Source organism: Bacillus haynesii, from assembly GCF_001969855.1.
Classification (GTDB): Bacteria; Bacillota; Bacilli; order Bacillales; family Bacillaceae; genus Bacillus; species Bacillus haynesii.
This window is the reverse complement of sequence record NZ_MRBL01000016.1, coordinates 1-21,070: the sequence shown is the minus strand read 5'-3', so window position 1 is coordinate 21,070 and position 21,070 is coordinate 1. Positions and strand designations below refer to the sequence as shown.

Sequence of the window (21,070 nt, the reverse complement as noted above, 5' to 3'; positions counted from 1 at the left end):
AGCTCTATATTTCCAAAAGAGAACAAATTGGATGTGGTATTCGTGTCGTTATTCGTCAAAAAGTTGAGCAGAGAAAAGCGATATTTGATTTTCGCATTCAGTGTCATTCTTCTCTATGTCCTTCCGCTTTACATATTAAATGAAGACGCTCATATCCGCGTGCATGACAACCTGGATTCCAACATCGCCTGGTATAAGGTGCTGGCCGAAAGCGGGCAACTGCTCGGCGGCGTTAAAGCCGTCATTCCACAAATCATCAACGGACTGCCGCGGGATGCTTACGGAACGGAATGGAGCGGCATTGTCTGGCTTCATGCCTTGTTTCCCTCGATGACCGCATATGCTTTAAGCCAGACGATCACGAGGGTGTTTGCTTTTGTCGGGATGTACCTCATGCTGAAAAGCCATGTGATTCGCGATGAAAAAGCGTATTTCATCAGAATCGCGGTATCGCTTGCTTTTGCCCTGACACCCTTTTGGCCTTCGGGAATGCTCAGCACGCTTGGCCATCCTTTAGCTTTATGGGCTTTTTTAAACATCAGGGCAGGGAACGACTCATGGAAAGAGTGGGCAACCCTTGCACTTTTGCCGCTTTACTCAAGTTTTGTGCTCGGTTTCTTCTTTTTCCTTGCCGCCGTTTCGCTGATTTGGCTTTATGATTTGGTTACAAAGCGCAGCTTTAACCTTCGCTTTCTCGGAAGTATCGCCCTGATGACAGGCATTTTTCTGGCGATAGAATACCGGCTTGTTTATTCGGTTTTCGCTTCAGGCGAAACGATGCATCGCGTTGAATTTATTTCGTCGAGGCATGATATCCTACATTCGTTTCGGTTGTCCTTTAAAAATTTCGTGCTCGGCCACAATCATGTCATGACCGTCCATACGGCAGTGATACTGCCTTTGATTGTGCTCACTTTCGGGCTCGTCGTTGCAAGACAACGCGAAAAGCGGCCAAGAGAAGAAAAGCTGTTCATCTTTTTATTCATTTTAAATTATGCGCTTTCTTTATGGTATGCCTTCTGGTTCAACAAACTGTGGGCGCTTCCAAAGGAAAAGATCAGTCTGCTTTCGGCTTTCAATTTCGCACGTTTTCACTTTTTGCGCCCTCTTGTGATATATGCAAGCTTTGCAGTTGCATGCTACATATTGTGGAAAATGGGGAAGAGGTGGCGGCGCTTCGTGCATGCCGCGCTGGTTGCCCAGCTGCTCGTGCTTATTCCGTTTCATGAAGAGTTGACTTACGGCGCATACCACCATGCCCCGACATTTCGGGAATTTTATGCATCAGATCAGTTTAAACAGATCAAACAATTCATCGGCCGTCCTCCCGATTCCTACCGGGTGGCAAGCATCGGCCTGCATCCTGCGATTGCGCAATATAACGGCTTCTACACACTTGATACGTATGCCAATATTTATCCGCTCAAATACAAGTATCAATTCCGGAAAATCATCGCCAAAGAGCTTGATAAAAATCCGGCCTTGAAGCGCTATTTCGATGAGTGGGGGAGCCGCTGCTACTTGTTTGTTGACGAGCTTGGAAAACATTACGCGTTCAAAAAGAACACGAAGAAAAAAATCACGAACCTGGAATTAAACACTGAAGCGTTCAAAAAAATGGGGGGACGATATATTTTTTCTTCCGTTCCGATTATGAATGCAGAACAAAACAAGCTCGCGTTTTTAAAGCGGTTCAGCCACCCGCAGTCCGCTTGGAACATCTATGTATATGAAGCGATAAGCATCGATAAGGAGGAAGCAAATTGAATCTTCAACAGCCTTTGCTGACGATTGTCGTACCCTGTTATAACGAAGAGGACGTGTTTGCCGAAACCGTAAAACAGCTGACTGCGGTATTGGATGATCTCACAGCGGACAAACTGATCTCTTCAGAGAGCAAGCTATTATTTGTCGATGACGGATCGACGGATCGCACATGGCCGCTGATTGCCATGGAAAGTACAAAAAACCGCTATGTGACAGGCTTGAAGCTGGCCCGTAATTCAGGACATCAAAAAGCCCTCTTAGCCGGACTCGATAAAGCGAAGCAAAAATCGGATTGCGTGATTTCAATCGATGCCGACCTTCAGGATGACATTTCGGCGATTCGCCAGTTTATCGAAAAATATCATGAAGGCTATGAAATCGTCTACGGTGTACGCCGAAGCCGGAAAACAGATACGTGGTTTAAACGAACGACAGCCGCATGGTTTTACCGGGTCATGAATAAGCTTGGCATCCAGCTGGTTGATAACCATGCCGATTTTCGACTTTTGAATAAACGGGCGCTTGAGGAGCTCAGCCGCTATGCAGAAGCAAATGTTTTCCTGCGCGGTCTGGTGCCCCTGATCGGCCTCCGGTCGGCCAAAGTGTTCTATGACCGAAAAGAGCGGCTGGCTGGAGAAACGAAATATCCGCTGAAAAAAATGCTGTCTTTCGCTTTTCACGGGATTACGTCTTTCAGTGTCGCTCCGATCCGTTTTTTTACCCTGATTGGCTTCTTCTTATTTTTCCTAAGCTGCATCGCGGGTATATATGCAATGATTCAAAAACTGCTCGGCTACACGAATGCAGGCTGGGCTTCGTTGATCATTTCGATATGGTTTTTGGGCGGCCTGCAATTGATGGGAATCGGCATTATCGGCGAATATATCGGAACGATTTTCACCGAAGTGAAAAGAAGGCCGAGATATGCGGTGGATATCGATTTGTATACTGAACGGCTCGGCCGGCGCGAACCTGAAAAACGGTCAGGAACAAAGCTCAGCTGATGACGGATGTTAACGGATCACTTAACTCAAATTTTACAGTTCATCATGAATAGGAAGGATGTACAAACTTATGGCAGAAAAACAAACCTCTGGCATGACGGTTGTCGCTATCGGGTCGATCCCGTTGATTATGACGTTGGGAAATTCGATGCTGATTCCGATTTTGCCGAAGATGAAATCTGAACTCAATTTATCGCAATTTCAAGTCAGCCTTGTCATTACCGTGTTTTCGATCACTGCAGCGCTCTTTATTCCGCTGCTGGGTTACTTGGCGGACCGCTTTTCAAGGAAAGTGGTGATTATTCCGTGCCTGTTCCTTTACGGGGCCGGCGGGATTCTTGCAGGATTTGCATCGACGACCTTTGAGAACGCCTTCCCGTGGGTGCTTTTCGGGAGAGGACTGCAGGGGCTCGGGGCAGCCGGTACAGCGCCGATCGCTATGGCGCTGACAGGAGACCTTTTTAAAGGGTCTGACGAAAGCCGGGTGCTCGGTCTTGTTGAAGCCTCGAACGGCTTTGGTAAAGTGCTGTCTCCGATTTTAGGATCATTGATTGCATTGATCGCTTGGTTTTGGGTGTTTTTTGCATTTCCGGCTTTCTGTATTGCACCGATCATTTTGACTTGGATTTTTATCAAAGAAAAAGACAAGAAAAAAGATCCGCCGCCTCTCGGAAAATATGTGAAAGGGCTGACAAGCGTTTTTAAACATGAGGGCAGATGGCTTTTCACCGCATATCTCGCAGGAGCCGTTTGTTTGTTTACTCTGTTTGGCATCCTCTTTTACTTATCTGATATTTTGGAAAAAGAATTTCATACAGACGGCGTAAAGAAAGGTCTGATCTTGGCGATTCCTTTGCTTGTGATGTGTACAACATCATATATTACGGGCAGCAAAATCGGACAAAATCAGCAGCTGATGAAAAGAATGATGGTCATCGGGCTCGCTCTGATTACGATTTCCTACGGCACACTGTCTTTTTTCTCCGCGCTCATTCCTTTTATTTCGATCCTTGTCATCAGCAGCATCGGTACAGGCTTTGTTCTGCCGTGTGTCAACAGCTTCATAACCGGGGCTGTCGGAAAAGAGAGGCGCGGCTTTGTGACATCTCTGTATGGATCGGTCAGATTTTTAGGAGTCGCCATCGGTCCGCCGATTTTCGGGAGACTGATGGAATGGTCGAAACTTGGCATGTTTATGTCGATTGCGGGTCTGACATTAGTCGTCGGTGTGCTGGTGCTGACCATGATTCATGTCAAAAAGGAAGACAGCAAAAAAGGGGAGAAAGGGCTGCAGCCGGCTGACGCCAGATAGGAGGAAAGGAAAAAACATGCGCATAGAAAAGGTTGACACATTTCCGCTGTTCCACAAGCTTTCCTCCCCTTACGGCGATGCGAACGGATTGAAAAGCTACAGAACGTGCTATCTGATTCGGATCACGACAGCTTCAGGACTGACGGGATGGGGAGAATGTGTGGATTGGCTGCCTGCTTTGGATGCGGGCTTTAAAAAACGGATCATTCCTTATTTAATTGGAAAAGAAGCGGGCAATCGCACGGAGCTTATCACCGTCATCAAAAAGTGGCATCAGCGGGCCGCATCTGCCGTGAGCATGGCTTTAACGGACATCACGGCGAAAAAAGCAGGCCTTTCGGTATGCGAATTATGGGGAGGAAAACTGAGGGAGCAGATCCCGGTATATGCATCATTCCAATCGTATTCAGACAGGCCGGATTGGAGCCGTCATTCCCTCCGGCTCATCGAAAAGGCTGTACGGGACGGATTTAAAACCGTCAAGCTGAAAGCGGGAGGCAAGGTGTTTTCCGAAGACTTGGCACATATTCAGGCGTTCCAGGAGATGACAGGGCAAAATACCGGACTGATCCTCGATGCAAACCAGAGTTATGATCAGGCCGCCGCGCGAAAGTGGGAAACGTGGTTTTCCGGCTGGTGCAATGTGCTTTGGTTTGAAGAGCCCATGCCGTTTGACGACCTCGCTGAATACCGGATGCTGCGCTCAGCGCTTTCTGTTCCGGTTGCCGGAGGAGAAAACGTAAAAGGCGCAAAACCGTTTTTGCCGATTTTTCTGGAGAACGCAGTCGATATTGCTCAGCCCGATGTTATGCACTGTGACAGCACAGACGATTTTCAAACCGCTCTGAAGCTCGCCAGGCATTTCGGAAAAAGGGTCTCTCCACACAGCTATGACGGCGGACTTTCAAGAATATACGCCGTTTTCGGACAAGCCTGTTTACCGCCTTGGACCAAAATGGACGGAGAAGATATCGAACCGCTCGAATGGGATGCGATGGAGAATCCGTTCACACAACTCGTGCCCGTCACCATAAAAGACGGCTGCATCCAAGTCCCCGACAAAATCGAAATCGATACAGAGCTCGTAGAAGCGTATGTATGGGACGGCTCGTCTTACATCTGACTAGCGCACCCCGAAAAAATGTGATATTTTTCATTTCCCCTTACATATAGTAGGAAAGAGGACAAGTTTCTTTAAAGGGGATTATATCCGTATGGGAAGAAAACTCAAAATCGTACATGCAATTGTATTGGGCAGCGTGTTACAGGGTCTCGGTATGGCGCTGTTTTTGTTTCCGAACCATATTCCTTCAGGGGGCGCAGCCGGCATCGCTGTTTTACTTAATTTTTGGTTTCAGGTTCCGCACGGATTAACCGTCTGGGCTGTCAACTTCTCGCTGCTTTTGACGGCCGTTAAATGGCTTGAACCCGTGACAGTCTTCGGGACGATGGGGGCGATTACCATGACGTCCGTTTCGGTGCAGATCTTCGAAACCTGCATGCCCGTCATGACGACGAACAATATCTGGCTGGATTTATTTTATGGATCCGTCCTTTTGGGAACGGGGGTTGGACTGCTATATAAATACAATATTTCTAACGGCGGTTTTGGCGCCTTGGCTTTAATGATATCGATTTACCGCGGCGGAAAACCGGGAACTGCGCTGTTTATCATGAACGCATTCATTTTCCTTTTGACGGCGTCTGTCATCGCCTGGGGAATCGTTATCCAAGCCTTAATCTGCCAATGGATTTCTACGAGGATCATCGATGCGATTTATCAGATTCGCTTCCGTCCGTTATTGATGCCAATCGCCGGTTTCCGCAACAAAAAATAGGCCGCTTTCAAGCGAACCTAATCAAATAAATAAAATGTATCTGATCGAAGTCCCAGTCTCAGCGTTTCAAGCGGAATGGCATCCTGAAACGGAATATTTGCCAAATTGGCGTCAGGACCGATTTTTTCAATGAAACACGTCTGCAGCTGTTTCGTCGGCGCTTCAAAAATTAAATCCCCTGAAGCGATACCGGAATGAAGGATCTCCTCTATAAGCTGGGACCGCATTTCTCCATCGCTTTTGCACAGCCCGCTCGTGCCGCTTTCCCTCGTTTCCGTGATCACTTTCTCGGCTCCGGCTTCAAGATCTTCGAGGATGTAATCGATCCATTCGGCTGACTCCAGCTCACTGCTGAGGGTGCTGTCTTTGCTGCCGACTTCGCTGAACACGTGAAACTCTTTCGAAAAATCGGAAATAAAGCTTGCTTTATCTTTATTAGAGAGACGGATCGTTCCGTTTGATATTTCCACATAACGACATCCATATAATTTGCAGTAGCGGTAGTAATCTTCAATTTTATCCTGGCTTAAAAACTTCTCAAACAACGTTCCTCCAAAAAAGAATTGAACGTCATTCTGCTTCAGACAATCGATTTTTTCCTCCAAATATTTCGTAATTAAAGACGTTCCCCATCCAAATTTCACAAAATCTATATAATCTGCCGCTCCGTGAATCGTATCTTTAAAAAAGCTCAAGGGAACCCCGTTATCGATCAGGATGGTGATCCCTTTCATTCTTGGTTTAAGCTGCCTGTCGGGCAGTATCAGTTCAGAAGAAATCATTGATTACCCCTCACAATCTACTGTATCTTTCATACTTTCAGGTAAATGTCTGTTGGCCATTATTCAGCTGTCACGATAAGAATTCACCTTTCCACGTTTATCATTTTTCCCATTCATGTGTTGCCGTTCGGCAAGGAGTGATCTTCGCCCACCTCCCCATTAGGCAGCATGTTAGCCCCTCATCGCCTGACTTGCTTCTCACCTAGGTATCTATCCATTTTGTGAAGTCAAAGTAAGTATATTCGCCGTCCTTTCATATGGTTCCTCACTTGTTCTTTCCGATGAAAACTGACGTAAAAAGAAGGTCCGTGACAAATTTGTGAAACACTTACTTAGCAGCTGAAAATATATCAGCATATTAAATTCGGCTCTTTTCCCGTCAATTTTATCCGGTTTGTTTCAGTTGTATAGTGCGCTGATCATTCGGATATTCACAAAATTGCTGAAATCATAACATTTTCCAGATCACATTTAGTTTAAAAAGTGAATAATCTGCCTATATGTTCTTTCAGTTCATGTTTCGTATCAGGGGGTAAGAAAACAAACCTTTAGGACGTATTGGGGGAAAATCGATGAACGATGTTTTAACGTATAACAGATGGGATGAAAAAGCTTCTGAAGAGGTGATGGATACCTTCAGCGGCGAAATGGATGTTTTGAAATGGGCATACAGCACGTATCAGAAAATCGTTTATGCCTGCAGTTTCGGTGCGGAAGGAATCGTTTTGATCGACTTGATTTCAAAGGTTGTGAAAGAAGCGGACATCGTGTTTTTAGATACTGGACTGCATTTTCCGGAAACGTATGAGCTGATCAATGAAGTGAAAGATCGCTATCCCGGCCTGTCGATCCGCTTTTTAAAACCCGGCCTCTCGCTTGAAGAGCAGGAAAAACGCTATGGCAGCGAACTTTGGAAGCACCGGCCGGACCATTGCTGCCGCCTTCGCAAAATCGAGCCGCTCAGGGAGCATCTGTCAGGCATGGAGGCCTGGATTACCGGGCTGAGGCGGGAGCAGTCGGAAACACGGAAACATGTCCGCTATCTCAACAAAGACGACAATTTTAAACTGATTAAAATCTGCCCCCTTATTCACTGGACATGGGAAGATGTCTGGACTTACATTAAGCTGAATCAGCTGACGTATCACAAGCTTCATGATCAAGATTATCCGAGCATCGGGTGTGAGGTGTGTACGCTTCCCGTGGCAGACGGCGGCAATTTAAGAGCGGGAAGGTGGGCCCACCAGGAAAAAACAGAATGCGGGCTGCATCAATTCCGGTAGGAGCTGGGTAAAAAATGACGATTACCATTTTGGCATTCATTATCGCTTTGTTTTTTGCCATGAACATAGGAGCGAGCGGAGCAGCAGCGTCGATGGGAATAGCATATGGCGCAGGCGCCGTCCGGAAAAGGCAGGCGGCCTTGTGGATCAGCGGAATTGGCGTATTTCTGGGCGCCATGATAGGCGGAGGAGAGGTTGTGAAAACAATCGGTTCAGGCATCATTCCCACGTCTATTCTCAATGTGCATATTGTTGTGATTATCCTTGGGGCATCTGCGATCTCGCTGTTTATCGCGAACATCGCGGGAATTCCCCTTTCAACCAGCGAGGTGACGGTCGGCTCGATTGTCGGGGTCGGCGTCGCGTTTCAGGCGTTATTTACCGATAAGCTGTTGGTGATCGTTTTGTATTGGCTGATCATTCCGATTGCCGCTTTTTTTCTCGCTTTTTTAATTGGAGAATTGCTGAAAAAAGCTGAGACGAAGCTGCGGTGGCTCAAACAGCAAAAATGGGCGCGGCTGCTCACCGCACTAGTGATTTTAACCGGGTTTTTAGAAGCCTTTTCGGCGGGAATGAACAATGTCGCCAATTCCGTTGGACCTCTCGTTGGAGCAGGCCTCTTGTCAGTCAGCAGCGGAACGTTTCTTGGGGGGCTGTTCGTGGCTATCGGAGCCATTTGCCTTGGCAGCAGAGTCATTGAGACGAACGGAAAAAAAATCACCGAGTTTTCGCTTTTGCAAGGGTCATGTGTTTCCGGACTTGGTGCTTCCTTGGTCATCGGCGCTTCGCTATTCGGCATTCCTGTACCGCAAACCCAGATTACGACTTGCAGCATCATCGGGATTGGCCTTTCTGAAAAGGGAAGGGCAATCTTTCGTAAAAGCGTCATTTTGAAATTAATGAAAGTATGGGTTGTTTCACCGGTTTTTTCACTTGTCATTTCGTATAGTCTCGTGAAAATCTTTCTTGATTTTGATTTATATTCAGTGACAGTTGTTTTATGTGTTTTTCTTGCCACTCTTGGATCTGTAAGCCTTATGAAACATGCCAGGCAGAAACAATCAGATCCCCGAAGAAGCAGGGATCATGTAAAATCAATCGTTGGAGGAAGAGGACGTAAAAGAGAACCTGCCGCATGGAGGGATTTTAGTTAACCGGCCCCCCATATGGAGCTCAGTGTTCCCGGACTGCCCGGAATCAGGCGGATACAAGTCTGTCAATGCCATAGACCTTTCTACCAGTGTATTCCGATCACATTGAGAAAAGGCGCCCGTGCAGCTGTATCTGTTCCATTGCCGGGTGTGATCGCGAGAAGCCGAGAGCGGTTACGGCACTTAACAGCCGTTTGACCGAAGAAGAACTCGGCTGACGCCGCTCGTTTTTGGCTGATCCCGGTCGTTCCGGTGTCCTTTTTCTCAGGAAAAGTATTCCTCTGGTTTAAACTGTATCCCGATTGTTAACAATGAAGAGAGAGATTCGGGAGGGAACCTTGATGGAATATGTACACTTGGTAGTCGAACTGACGATAGGGTTTGCAGCTTTATTTCTGATGACGAAAATTCTGGGAAAAACCCAATTTGCCCAAATTACGCCGTTTGATTTTATTTCGGCTTTAATATTGGGGGAGATGGTTGGAAACGCGATTTTCGATGAGGATGTCACCATCTGGAAAGTCCTTTTCGCCATCCTCATTTGGGCCATTCTGATCTATTCAATAGAAGTTTTATCACAAAAAGTGCAAAACATCAGAGGTTTTCTCGAAGGCAGGCCGAGCATCGTCATCAATAAAGGAAAAATTGATTACAACGCCCTTAAAAAGAACAAATTGGATCTGAACCAGCTGCAGACATTGGCACGTGAGAAAGGCTGTTTTTCCTTAAACGAGATCCAATATGCCATCCTGGAAACAGACGGTTCGATCAGCGTCCTCCCAAAACACAAATACGGGATGCCGACAAAAGAAGACTTAAACATCCCTTACAAACCGGTTCAGCTCCCGGTGCCAGTAATCCTCGACGGCCAGCTCGAAAAGAACAATCTGCATGAAGCCGGCTTTGATGAGCTTTGGCTGCAAAATCAATTATCAAGTCAGGGTATCACTCAGTATCAAGATGTGCTGTATGCGGAATGGCGCGGTGATGAAGGGCAGCTTTACATTACGACATATTGATGTTGCCAAGCACGGGTTCGACAAGCTTCGAGCCCGCGCTTTTTCAGTTGCATTCAAACGGCTTGAGGATCATACTATTTTACTAGTCCGAAAGGTTGGTGATCTCCAAAAAATTCCGTTAAATCATTCAAACGACCTTCAAATGGATGGAAGACAAACGACAAAAGGTGCAAATGAAGATGAAGAATCTGCCTTCAGTCTCCTTTTCTTTTCCTTTTTTCTTCAAAAATCTCCATTTTTCACATACCTTGCCCCGTCCAATCAAAACATGCAAACTTGACATAAATATCTAAAGTGTTAATATACTAACCGTGTTCGAAAAATACGAACAGAAATGCGAACAAAGGGAGATGTTAAAGATCTTTTATCAAAAAAACGTAGCTTTTATAGGGGCAGGATCAATGGCAGAGGGAATGATCTCAGGCATCGTTCAATCCAAAAAACTGCCTGCTTCGCAAATTTATGTTACAAACCACACGAATCACCGGCGTTTAGAAGAACTCCAGCAGAAATATGGAATACAAGGCGTCAGAAAAGAACAACTTGACTATCAGAACATCGATTGCTTCATCTTGGCGATGAAGCCGAAAGATGCAGAGAGTGCTCTTATTTCCATGAAACCGCATATTCAACCCCATCAGCTTATCGTGTCAGTTTTAGCTGGCATATCAATTTCATTTATTGAAAACGCGCTGCACGACATGCAGCCGGTCATCAGAATCATGCCTAACACCTCAAGTGCAATCGGCGCATCTGCAACCGCCATGGCCGAAGGAAGCCATGTAACAGCCGATCTGTCAAAAACCGCGAAACAACTGCTTCAATGTATGGGAGAAGTCTATTCCATTGAAGAAAGCAAAATGGACATTTTCACCGGTATTGCCGGCAGCGGGCCTGCTTACTTTTATTATTTAATGGAGCACATCGAAAAAGCGGGAGCCGAGGCTGGATTAAGCCAAAAATTAACGAGGGAAATCGGCGCGCAGACATTGTTAGGCGCCGCCAAAATGCTGTTGGAAAGCCCTGAAGATACAGCTGCTCTCAAAGACAACATCACTTCCCCTAACGGTACGACTGCCGCCGGTTTAAAGGCATTGAAAGAAAGCGGCGGAGGCGAAGCGATCGAACAGGCGGTCAAACAAGCCGCAAAACGATCCAAAACCATCAGTCTGGAACTTGAACAATTAGTCGCAGCAAAGTAAATACCCGTAACGAAGAAAAAGACTACAGGAGTGATAAAATGACCTCTAATCAACAGAGGGTAGTTGTCAAAGTGGGAAGCAGTTCTTTAACAAGTCTTCACGGCGAAATCAGCAGCAAAAAGCTCGAAAAGCTCGTTGAGCAGATCGTCCGCCTCAAAGATGAAGGACACGAAGTCCTCCTTGTTTCATCTGGCGCTGTAGCGGCCGGTTACAGGAAGCTGGGCTTCATCAACAGGCCGGATACATTGCCTGAAAAACAAGCATCCGCTTCTGTCGGCCAAGGCTTATTAATCGAAGCGTATTCCAAGCTTTTTTTATCCCACGGCTATATCGCTTCACAAATTTTAATCACAAAAAGCGATTTTTCAGATGAAAAACGGTACAACAATGTGAGGAATACGATGAACGTGCTGCTAAAACGCGGCATTATCCCGATCATCAATGAAAATGATACAGTTACCGTCAACCGGCTCAAATTCGGAGACAATGACACGCTTTCTGCTAAAGTGGCGGGTCTGATCGACGCCGACCTGCTGACCATCCTCTCTGATATAGACGGCCTTTATGACGCGAATCCGCGAAAAGCGCCGGACGCCGCACTCGTCCGGGAAGTAAACGAAATCACGCCGGAAATAGAAGCTTCAGCAGGGGATGCCGGAAGCGAAATCGGAACCGGCGGCATGAAGTCCAAACTGGACGCTTTTAAAATTACAATGGCTTCAGGCATCAAAGGATTTTTAGGGCGCGCTGACACATCCGGCCTTTTGCATGAAGCAATCAGCGGAACTGCCAGGGGAACCTATTTTATACCGAATGCGGATTCACACACCCTCAACCATAAAGAGCAATGGATAGCATTTAACTCTGGACCTGAAGGAGACATCGTCGTCCACAACGAAAGCAAAGAGTTTATTATCGACCATAAAAAAAGCCTGTATCCTTCTAGTATTTACGAAATCAACGGCCGTTTCAGCAACGGTTCCGTCGTTCGAATCCTTGATCAGGAAGGAGAGGAAATCGGCCTCGGCGTCGTCAACTTTTCCTCATCTCAGCTTCGTAAATGGAAGAAGGATACGAATCAGGAAACAGCCGCTTCCTCACAGGCTGTCGTTGACAGAGAAGCGTTTGTCTGTCATTTAGAGCTATCCGTTCCGCTTTAAAAAACAAATCAAAGGAGGAATTGACATGACTGTGACGAGCGAGAGCATCAGGGCGCAAATCGAAGAAAAAGCGATAAAGGCAAAAACGGCTGCAAAATCTTTGCGGCTGACAACGGAAAAAGAAAAGAACGAGGCGCTTGCTGCATTGGCTGAACACCTGAAACAAAACATGAGCTATATCCTCACTGAAAATGACAAAGATATCGAAGCGGGACGAAAAAAAGGCTATGATGCAGCCTACATCGACCGCCTGTCGCTTAATGAAGACAGGGTTCTGGATTTTGCCGATGGGCTGCTGGAAGTCGCGGAACTGGATGATCCGGTCGGAGAAACGCTATCAAACTGGACGCTCGACAACGGGCTAAAGGCGGAAAAAGTCAGCGTTCCTCTCGGCGTCATCGGCATGATCTATGAAGCGCGTCCGAACGTAACAGTCGATGCGACCGGGCTCGCTTTAAAGTCAGGCAATGCGATCGTTTTAAAAGGCGGCTCTTCCGCCATTCATTCGAATACAGCGATCGTCTCGGTCATGCATCAAGCGCTGGAGACGACAAATATCTCCCGCAATGCCGTTCAATTTATCGAAAGCACGGACCGGAGCGCCACGAAGCAGCTCTTCAAGATGAAAGAACATATCGATGTACTCATACCCCGGGGAGGCGGCGCCCTCATTCAGGAAGTCGTTGAGAACGCAACCGTTCCGGTTCTTGAAACGGGAGTCGGCAACTGTCACATCTATATTGACCGGGAAGCAGACCCTGAAAAAGCGATCAATGTCATGATCAATGCGAAAACAGACCGCCCCGCCGTCTGCAACGCGCTTGAAACGCTGATCGTTCACGAAAAATGGCTTGAGGAAAACAGCACCGCGCTCATCAATGCTTTAAACGAACACGGTATTCAAGTTCACGGGGACGAAAAGGCGGTTCAATGGATTCCAGGCGCAAAACCAGCGGGAGAAGCCGATTGGCAGAACGAATATTTAAGCCTGGATCTTGCGGTTAAAGTCGCAGGAAGCCTTGAAGAAGCCTGCGATCATATCGAAACATACGGAACAAAGCATTCAGAAGCGATTATCACCGAAAATCCGGAAACAGCCCAGGCTTTTTTGAATACCGTTGATGCGGCAGCATTGTATCACAATGCCTCAACCCGGTTCACCGACGGCGGTGCACTCGGATTCGGTGCGGAAATCGGGATTTCTACACAGAAGCTTCACGCCCGCGGACCTATGGGTCTGAAAGAATTGACCACATGCAAATATATCATGAGAGGCGACGGCCATATCAGAAGATAAATAAAGAAGCCTCCATTGAAACTGCACCTGCATTGTCAGACACCATCTGACAATCTTAAGGTGCAGTTTCTTTCTTCCGGCAAAATTTACATCCCGGAACACATACAGGCGCAGAGGTTTTTTACAAAGCATCCTTCAACATCCTCCCTTTACATCCTTTCAATCACATTACATAATGATCTATGATACAGGAGTCAGAAGGAGAGTGTGCGTTATGCAAATCCCATCCGGAAAAACCTGCGTTCCGACGGGTGTAGAACTTAAAGATACCGGCTTTGGATATACGTTGTCATTGATAAGCGGCAAATATAAAATAGTCATTCTATATTGGCTGTCTGAACGTGAAGTGATGCGGCATAATGAGCTGAAGCGAAGTATCGGCACCATTTCCTTCAAAACGCTAAGCATCATGTTAAAAGAGCTGGAGGCAGACGGCCTTATCATTCGCAAGGAATTTCCCCAAATCCCCCCAAAGGTCGAGTATTCATTATCTGAACGCGGACGTTCCCTCTTACCTTTGTTCAATATGATGTGTGAGTGGGGAGAGAAAAACAGGCCGGGCTGACAGCCTGTTTCAACCGGAATGATTTCAGCACAACTCCCTGCTACAGATGATCAATAAAATGCAAATAATCTCGTGCGCTTTTCTCCAATTCTCCTGCACCCGGCTCAGTCTCTTCTTCCTCGTTTCCGCCGGGTGCATTTTCCTTGCCGTAAAATGCAAAAAATGAACGATAATCTGCATGACAATACCGGAATGTCGTTTCAAATGGAACTAATATTTGTTCAAGCGTATAGCGGTACCTTCCGTTTTCACAATAATCTTCTTCTTTAATTCCGGCAGAAACACCTAATCCCACTTTACGATTGTTTAATTGATCTCCTCCATTTGAACCATAAGCCCATCCGTAAGCTAACACATCATCAAGCCATTTTTTAAGAAGAGGCGGACAGTTAAACCAATAGATAGGGAATTGCAAAACAAGATTGCCGTGCGATTCCACCAATTTTTGTTCTTTTTCCGCGTCTATGTTTCCATCCGGGTAAACGTCGGACAATTCGTGAACCGTATACTTTTCCGGATATTTTTTGAGTTCCTCTACCCAGCGCTTATTAATAACTGATGTTTCTAAACTTGGGTGTGCAACGATAACTAGCGTTTTCAAAGATTTGCCCTCCTTTAGCATGTTTTCATCTTGAGTATAAAGTTCACACTGCAAATTTGTAAGTATGCACTTTTAGTTCAGGTACTTACGTAAAGGTAAGTATCGGTTTGTCATCAAACGGTCCAATTTCGCCTGTCCAAAATCCTCTGGCATGAAAAATGCACTTTTTTAATATAATGTTACAAAGCTCTGCTGCCTAAGGAATTTGACGATCCAAAAAGGGGGTCACTTTATGAATTTTGAACTAACCAGAGAACAGCAAATGGTACGCGAACTCGCAAGAGACTTTGCGAAACAGGAAATTGCACCGCATGCTGAACATGTTGACAGAACGGGAGAATTTCCGATTGAGACATTTAAAAAAATGGGGGAGCTCGGCCTCTTGGGGATTCCGTTTCCGGAAAGCTACGGCGGTTCAGGCGGGGATACGATTTCGTATGCGCTTAGCGTCGAAGAAATCGGCAAAGTGTGCGGAAGTACCGGTCTAAGCTATGCTGCGGCTGTATCGCTCGGGGCTGCACCGATTTATTATTTCGGCACTGAAGAACAAAAACAAGAGTACCTCGTGCCGCTTGCGACGGGCCGGGCGCTCGGAGCGTTTGGGCTGACCGAACCGAATGCGGGTTCCGATGCGGGCGGCACCCGGACAAAAGCCCGCTCAGAGGGGGACAGCTATGTGATCAGTGGTGAGAAATGCTGGATCACAAATGCCGGATATGCCCGGACCGTCATCGTCACCGCCGTCACCGGAAAAGATGACAGCGGAAAAAACATCATCTCTGCGATCATCGTTCCGACAGATTCGGAAGGCTTCACCATTAAAAGCGAATATGACAAAATGGGTGTCCGCGGCTCCAATACATCACAGCTTATATTGGACAATGTCCGCGTTCCAAAACAAAATCTATTAGGGAGCCCGGAAAAAGGGTTTAAACAATTTCTCAATACACTTGACGGCGGCAGAATTTCGATCGCCGCGCTGGCCGTCGGTATTGCCCAAGGCGCATTTGAGGCGGCGCTTGCATACGCCAGCGAACGAAAACAATTCGGCCGGCCGATCTCCTATTTCCAAGCGATTCAGTTCAAGCTTGCCGACATGGCCATGGAAATTGAGCTCGCCCGCAATATGGTGCTGAAGGCCGCCTGGCTGAAAGATCAAGGCCGGCCGTTTACAAAAGAAGCGGCATTTGCCAAGCTTTACGCCTCAGAAATGGCGTTCAGGACATGCAATCAGTCCATTCAAATACACGGAGGATACGGGTATATGAAAGAGTATGGAGTCGAGCGCATGCTGCGGGATGCAAAATTAATGGAAATCGGTGAAGGAACTTCAGAAATTCAACGGCTCGTCATCGCGAGGCAGCTCGGCATAGGCAAACAAGCGCTGAAATGAAAACGCTTTCTATCAGAGGGGAGGGACAACGTTGGCAGAGCTGCTCCATTTGACAATTGGAAAATTGTTGGAGAAAACCGCGGCAAACGCACCTGATCACGAGGCTGTCGTCTATCCGGACCGCGGCCTCCGTTATACGTACCGGCAGTTTGACCAGTTGTGCAGAAAAGCCGCAAAAGGACTGATAGCGCTCGGTATTGATAAAGGTGAACATGTCGCAATTTGGGCTTCCAATACTCCGGAATGGCTCACAGCCCAGTTTGCGTCGGCAAAAACGGGAGCTGTCCTTGTCACAGTCAATACGAACTATCAATTATCAGAGCTTGAATATGTGCTGAAACAGTCAGATGCCACAACACTCATTTTAATGGAATCATACCGGGGCACTTCCTACATTGATATCCTTTACAAGCTGATTCCTGAATTGAAGGAGTCCGAACCGGGCAGGCTTGCATCTGAAAGACTGCCTTTCTTAAAAAATATTATTGTGATGGGAGATACAAGGCATCCCGGCATGTATCTTTGGGATGACATATTAAAGCTCTCCGGATCGGTAAGCGAAAAAGCGCTTGATCGCAGGATGGAACGACTCAAAGAGCATGATGTCATCAATATGCAATATACATCAGGTACGACAGGCTTTCCGAAAGGCGTGATGCTCACCCATTCCAATTTGGCAAACAATGCGGCAAATATTGCCGAATGCATGAATTTATCGAAAAAAGACAGAATGTGCATCCCCGTTCCTTTTTTCCACTGCTTTGGCTGTGTGCTGGGAAACCTGGCTTGTGTCACCGCCGGCGCGACGATGGTGCCGGTTCAAGAATTCAGTCCGAAAGAAGTGCTTTCCGCCGTCGAAACGGAAAAATGCACGGCGCTTCACGGTGTACCGACCATGTTCATTGCCGAACTGAACGATCAAGATTTCGCATCATATGACCTGTCTTCTTTAAGAACGGGTATCATGGCCGGTTCAAACTGTCCGATTGAAGTCATGAAAAAAGTAATCGATAACATGGGGATGTCTGAAATAACGATTGCATACGGACAGACGGAAGCATCACCGGTCATTACCCAGACGAGGGCCAACGATTCGCTCAAAAGAAGGGTCGAAACCGTAGGGCGCGCCTTGCCGAATGTAGAAGTCAAAATAACTGAACCGGGCACGAACCAGGAGGTTGCAAGAGGCGTTCAAGGCGAGCTGTGCACACGCGGCTACCATGTCATGAAAGGCTATTACAAAAACCCTGAGGCCACGGCAGCGGTGATCGATGAGGACGGATTTTTGCATACGGGTGATTTAGCCGTAATGGATGAAGAAGGCTACTGCCGGATTACCGGGAGATTAAAAGACATGATCATCAGAGGCGGTGAAAACATATATCCGCGGGAAATAGAAGAGTTTCTATACAAGCATCCCAACATTCTCGACGTCCAAATTGTCGGAGTACCTGACGAAACATTCGGCGAAGAGGTATCGGCCTGGATCAAACTGAAAAGCGGAGCATCCATGACGGCTGACGAATTAAAAGCATACTGCAAAGGCAAAATCGCCCGCTATAAGATTCCCCGCTATATTGCATTTGTAGAAGAGTTCCCGATGACGGCATCAGGGAAAGTGCAAAAATTCAAGTTAAGGGAGCAGGCGCTTGAGCATTTTCAATTGTAATTTTCTCTTTCAAACGCGACTAACATAAAAGGGGGCGTAATTGCTTATCGCCAACCGGGAGAAATCGCCCTCCGGATCATCCGAACTTGTCAGCGGCTCTATATTCAGACGGCTATCGTGTAGCCTGAAGCTCAAATCAGACAAAATGAAGCAAGAAACTGTATCTTACCAATCAAGATACAGTTTTTTTATGAGGTTTTTCAAAAAAACACATGTGATGATGTCTTTTTTTACGAATAAATGATGACAATTTATTTCCATTTTCGCTTGCACTGTTTTTTTGAATAAAATGGTATAAATAACAGTAGAGACAAGGAGGCTGCAGATAAGATAAAATAACCATTTTCTAAAAAATTATTGAATTTATTGTAAACATTGTTGTATTTTATCGAATTTGTATTACAATGATTCTCATAAGTATAATCTAGCCATATATTGTAATTTAATCTGTAATTATTTTACTTTTTTATTCTCTTATATTTGAAATGGAGGGGTTCCATTGAACACAACCTATACTTTGACCCATGCTCAAAGGAGAGTATGGTTTACCGAGTTGCTTGATCCGGGTACAAGTATCTGCAATCTTGCAGCCTGTGTCAAATTCAGGGGAGCTATCGACCTTGATATGCTGCGGCGGGCTTTGGACTTTTCAGTTTCCCGTCATGATTCACTTCATTTTCAACTGACAGAAGGGCAAGGGGAGGAGCCTGCCCTTTATCTCGCAGAACATCGCCCACTTTCTATAGAGACAATTGATTTTACAAAGGCCGGCAAGTCCGAACGGAACAAGTGGATTGACGATCAGACTTCGATTCCGTTTAAGCTGTTTCATTCACCGCTTTATCAATTCACTCTGCTGGCGATTTCAGACGAAGAAGTTTGGCTCTATGCAAAATTCCACCATATCATAATGGACGGTATTTCTCTTAATCTGCTAGGCAATCAGCTGATTGAGATGTATCAAAAAATGATTCGGAATGAACCCTTACCTCAACATCATGAACCTTCCTATCTCACCTATATCGAAAAAGAGAAGCAATACTTGCAATCTTCCCGGTTTGAAAAAGACCGCTTATTTTGGACAAACACCTACCACACCATTCCAGAACATTTCCCACTAACAGAAAAAGCCTTGCCTCAACAAAGTACCGCCGCTATTAGAGAAACCCTGACTCTTTCACATCCCTTGGCAGAATCGATTCGACACTTTTGCGAAAAAAATCAAATCAGCATTCTTTCTCTGTTTATGGCTTCGTTTTACATATGCATCAGCAGGCTGACATCCAGCAAGGATATTGTGATTGGGACCTATTACGGTAATCGCGCCTCCAGGCTGGAAAAAGACATGCTCGGTATGTTTGTCAGCACACTGCCAATCAGAATGAAGGTTGATCCTGATTGTGATTTTATTTCTTTTGTCACAAGCATAGGGAAAGAACAGCTTTCAGTCATGCGTCATCAAAAATATCCCTACAATCTGCTGATGAACGAATTAAGGCATCAGCGTGGTGATCTGCAAAATTTAATCGTCACTTCCATACAGTATCAGCCGCTTCAATGGCAACAAGCGGATGGCTTTGAATATGAAACGGCCATGTATTTCAGCGGACGCACTGCAAATCAGCTGTCTGTTTCAATTAAAGAACGCCTTGACACCGGTATCATACAGTTAAATTTTGATTATCAAACCGCTATGTTTACTGAACATGACATCAAACGGATTCAATCCCATTTCTTAACCGTTGTAGAGAAGGCGCTCGAGAAGCCGGATCAGCTGATTAAAAACATCGATATGGTAGAGTCCAACGAAAAGGAGCAGATTTTGTTTGCTTTTAACCAAACAGATTCTGTCAAACCTTTGGCACCTACGCTGCATGGTTTATTCACCCGCCGCGCGGCCCTTTCGCCGCACCTGCCGGCGCTTCGTTTTTCCGGCGGTACGCTGACGTACCGAGAGCTTGATCAGTACACAAATCAGCTCGCTGTCCGTCTGAAGAAAAATGGTGTCGCCAAAGAAAGCGTCATCGGTGTGCTCGCCGATCGTTCACCAGAGATGGTGATCGCGGTGCTGGCTGTTTTGAAAGCCGGCGGCGCTTACGTGCCGCTTGATCCGGACTATCCTGAAGAACGGCTCAGGTACATGTTGAGCGACAGCGGCGCCAAGCTCCTTGTCACAGGGCCGGGGTTGTCCGTCTCCGGCTTTTCCGGTGAGGCGCTTGAAGTCAATCTGTCATCAATTCAAACAGAACCAGAGGAAACAGAACCCGTTTGCGCTCATACAGATGGCGGCTCACTCGCCTATGTCATCTATACATCCGGGTCAACCGGGACACCGAAGGGGGTCGCGGTTGAGCACCGCCAGGCTGCCGCCTTTTTGTCCGGGATCGAGCGCCAGTTCCCATTAACTGAAGATGATGTCATCGTGCTGAAGTCATCGTTTTCATTTGATGCTTCGATCTGGCAGCTGTTTTGGTGGATGATTCCCGGCGCCTCCGTGTATTTGCTTCCGCCGGGCTGGGAGAAAGATCCCGCTTTGATGACAGAAGCCTTCGTCAATGAAGGGGTGACGACGGCGCATTTTATCCCGGCGATGGCCAACAGCTTTTTAGACCAGGTGGAGATGGAAACAGAGGAGAAAAGGAAAAGCCTTGCGGAAACCTTGAAACGCGTATTCGCCGGAGGTGAAGCGCTCGCTCCCCAGATAGCCGCTCGATTTGCCCGCTCTTTGCCAAAGACTGCGGTCATTCACGGCTACGGGCCGACAGAAGCTACGGTGGATGCCGCATTTTATCGGTACGACCGCGAAAAAGACAGGGAACGGATGCGGCTTCCGATCGGAAAACCTGTACCAGGAGCGCGTCTTTATATTTTAGACCGTGAGAAAGCCGTCCAGCCAATAGGGGTGGCCGGAGAACTGTATATCGCAGGCGCGGGCGTCGCAAGGGGCTACTTGAATCGGCCGGAACTGACGAAAGAACGGTTTCTCGATGATCCGTTTTATCGAGGGGAACGCATGTATCAAACAGG

The 21,070-nt window shown here is 46.7% G+C and carries 17 protein-coding genes; 15 read left to right on the top strand and 2 right to left on the bottom strand.

The genetic code is table 11. From position 1 onward, the window contains the following. The first annotated feature begins 42 nt into the window (after positions 1 to 42). From BTA31_RS12945 to BTA31_RS12925, 5 genes are all read left to right on the top strand, one after another. Positions 43 to 1,767: a DUF6044 family protein gene (locus BTA31_RS12945; protein WP_239693207.1), complete on the top strand. Its 1,725-nt coding sequence runs from the start codon at positions 43 to 45 to the stop codon at positions 1,765 to 1,767. Next, positions 1,764 to 2,771, top strand: coding sequence for a glycosyltransferase family 2 protein (locus BTA31_RS12940; RefSeq protein ID WP_076792199.1), 1,008 nt, complete (start codon positions 1,764 to 1,766; stop codon positions 2,769 to 2,771). Before BTA31_RS12945 ends, BTA31_RS12940 begins: the two co-directional genes overlap by 4 nt. Positions 2,772 to 2,841: 70 nt before the next feature. Continuing rightward, the gene (locus BTA31_RS12935) at positions 2,842 to 4,083 is read left to right on the top strand and encodes an MFS transporter (protein WP_043927643.1); all 1,242 of its coding nucleotides are present in this window, start codon (positions 2,842 to 2,844) and stop codon (positions 4,081 to 4,083) included. Between the two features lie 16 nt (positions 4,084 to 4,099). Continuing rightward, positions 4,100 to 5,206 carry a mandelate racemase/muconate lactonizing enzyme family protein gene (locus BTA31_RS12930; RefSeq protein WP_076792196.1) on the top strand — a complete coding sequence of 369 codons (1,107 nt, stop codon included), beginning with the start codon at positions 4,100 to 4,102 and terminating at the stop codon, positions 5,204 to 5,206. 91 nt (positions 5,207 to 5,297) lie between these two features. Continuing rightward, positions 5,298 to 5,921, top strand: a complete 624-nt coding sequence (locus BTA31_RS12925) for a YitT family protein (RefSeq protein ID WP_043927646.1) — start codon at positions 5,298 to 5,300, stop codon at positions 5,919 to 5,921. A gap of 17 nt (positions 5,922 to 5,938) precedes the next feature. Here BTA31_RS12925 and BTA31_RS12920 read toward each other — a convergent pair whose 3' ends face one another. Then, on the bottom strand, positions 5,939 to 6,703 hold the full coding sequence (locus BTA31_RS12920) for a phosphosulfolactate synthase (protein WP_043927648.1): 765 nt from the start codon (positions 6,701 to 6,703) through the stop codon (positions 5,939 to 5,941). A 572-nt stretch (positions 6,704 to 7,275) separates the two neighbouring features. Between BTA31_RS12920 and BTA31_RS12915 the strand changes: the two genes are divergently transcribed. The 7 genes from BTA31_RS12915 to BTA31_RS12880 all read left to right on the top strand — a co-directional run bounded on the left by BTA31_RS12915 (position 7,276) and on the right by BTA31_RS12880 (position 14,380). Continuing rightward, positions 7,276 to 7,986 carry a phosphoadenylyl-sulfate reductase gene (locus tag BTA31_RS12915; protein ID WP_076792193.1) on the top strand — a complete coding sequence of 237 codons (711 nt, stop codon included), beginning with the start codon at positions 7,276 to 7,278 and terminating at the stop codon, positions 7,984 to 7,986. A 14-nt stretch (positions 7,987 to 8,000) separates the two neighbouring features. Further along, positions 8,001 to 9,140: an inorganic phosphate transporter gene (locus BTA31_RS12910; protein WP_076792190.1), complete on the top strand. Its 1,140-nt coding sequence runs from the start codon at positions 8,001 to 8,003 to the stop codon at positions 9,138 to 9,140. A gap of 338 nt (positions 9,141 to 9,478) precedes the next feature. After that, complete coding sequence (locus tag BTA31_RS12900; RefSeq protein ID WP_076792188.1) at positions 9,479 to 10,156, top strand: YetF domain-containing protein; 678 nt, start codon at positions 9,479 to 9,481, stop codon at positions 10,154 to 10,156. A gap of 350 nt (positions 10,157 to 10,506) precedes the next feature. After that, the gene (gene proC, locus BTA31_RS12895) at positions 10,507 to 11,358 is read left to right on the top strand and encodes a pyrroline-5-carboxylate reductase (RefSeq protein WP_076792805.1); all 852 of its coding nucleotides are present in this window, start codon (positions 10,507 to 10,509) and stop codon (positions 11,356 to 11,358) included. A gap of 38 nt (positions 11,359 to 11,396) precedes the next feature. Further along, positions 11,397 to 12,518, top strand: coding sequence for a glutamate 5-kinase (proB, locus tag BTA31_RS12890; RefSeq protein ID WP_076792186.1), 1,122 nt, complete (start codon positions 11,397 to 11,399; stop codon positions 12,516 to 12,518). A 25-nt stretch (positions 12,519 to 12,543) separates the two neighbouring features. Next, a complete protein-coding gene (locus BTA31_RS12885) occupies positions 12,544 to 13,815 on the top strand; it encodes a glutamate-5-semialdehyde dehydrogenase (RefSeq protein WP_076792183.1) in 1,272 nt (423 codons plus the stop codon). A 214-nt stretch (positions 13,816 to 14,029) separates the two neighbouring features. Beyond that, positions 14,030 to 14,380 (top strand): winged helix-turn-helix transcriptional regulator, encoded by a 351-nt coding sequence (locus tag BTA31_RS12880; RefSeq protein ID WP_076792180.1) that lies wholly within the window; start codon positions 14,030 to 14,032, stop codon positions 14,378 to 14,380. A 40-nt stretch (positions 14,381 to 14,420) separates the two neighbouring features. Here BTA31_RS12880 and BTA31_RS12875 read toward each other — a convergent pair whose 3' ends face one another. Beyond that, positions 14,421 to 14,981 carry an NAD(P)H-dependent oxidoreductase gene (locus BTA31_RS12875; protein ID WP_043927659.1) on the bottom strand — a complete coding sequence of 187 codons (561 nt, stop codon included), beginning with the start codon at positions 14,979 to 14,981 and terminating at the stop codon, positions 14,421 to 14,423. Between the two features lie 232 nt (positions 14,982 to 15,213). On the opposite strand from BTA31_RS12875, the gene BTA31_RS12870 reads away from it, so the two are divergent. The 3 genes from BTA31_RS12870 to BTA31_RS12855 all read left to right on the top strand — a co-directional run. Further along, positions 15,214 to 16,374, top strand: coding sequence for an acyl-CoA dehydrogenase family protein (locus tag BTA31_RS12870; protein WP_043927660.1), 1,161 nt, complete (start codon positions 15,214 to 15,216; stop codon positions 16,372 to 16,374). 31 nt (positions 16,375 to 16,405) lie between these two features. After that, positions 16,406 to 18,043, top strand: a complete 1,638-nt coding sequence (locus tag BTA31_RS12865) for an AMP-binding protein (protein WP_076792178.1) — start codon at positions 16,406 to 16,408, stop codon at positions 18,041 to 18,043. A 499-nt stretch (positions 18,044 to 18,542) separates the two neighbouring features. Continuing rightward, on the top strand, positions 18,543 to 21,070 hold a 2,528-nt coding region (locus BTA31_RS12855), incomplete at its 3' end, for a non-ribosomal peptide synthetase (RefSeq protein WP_142243752.1).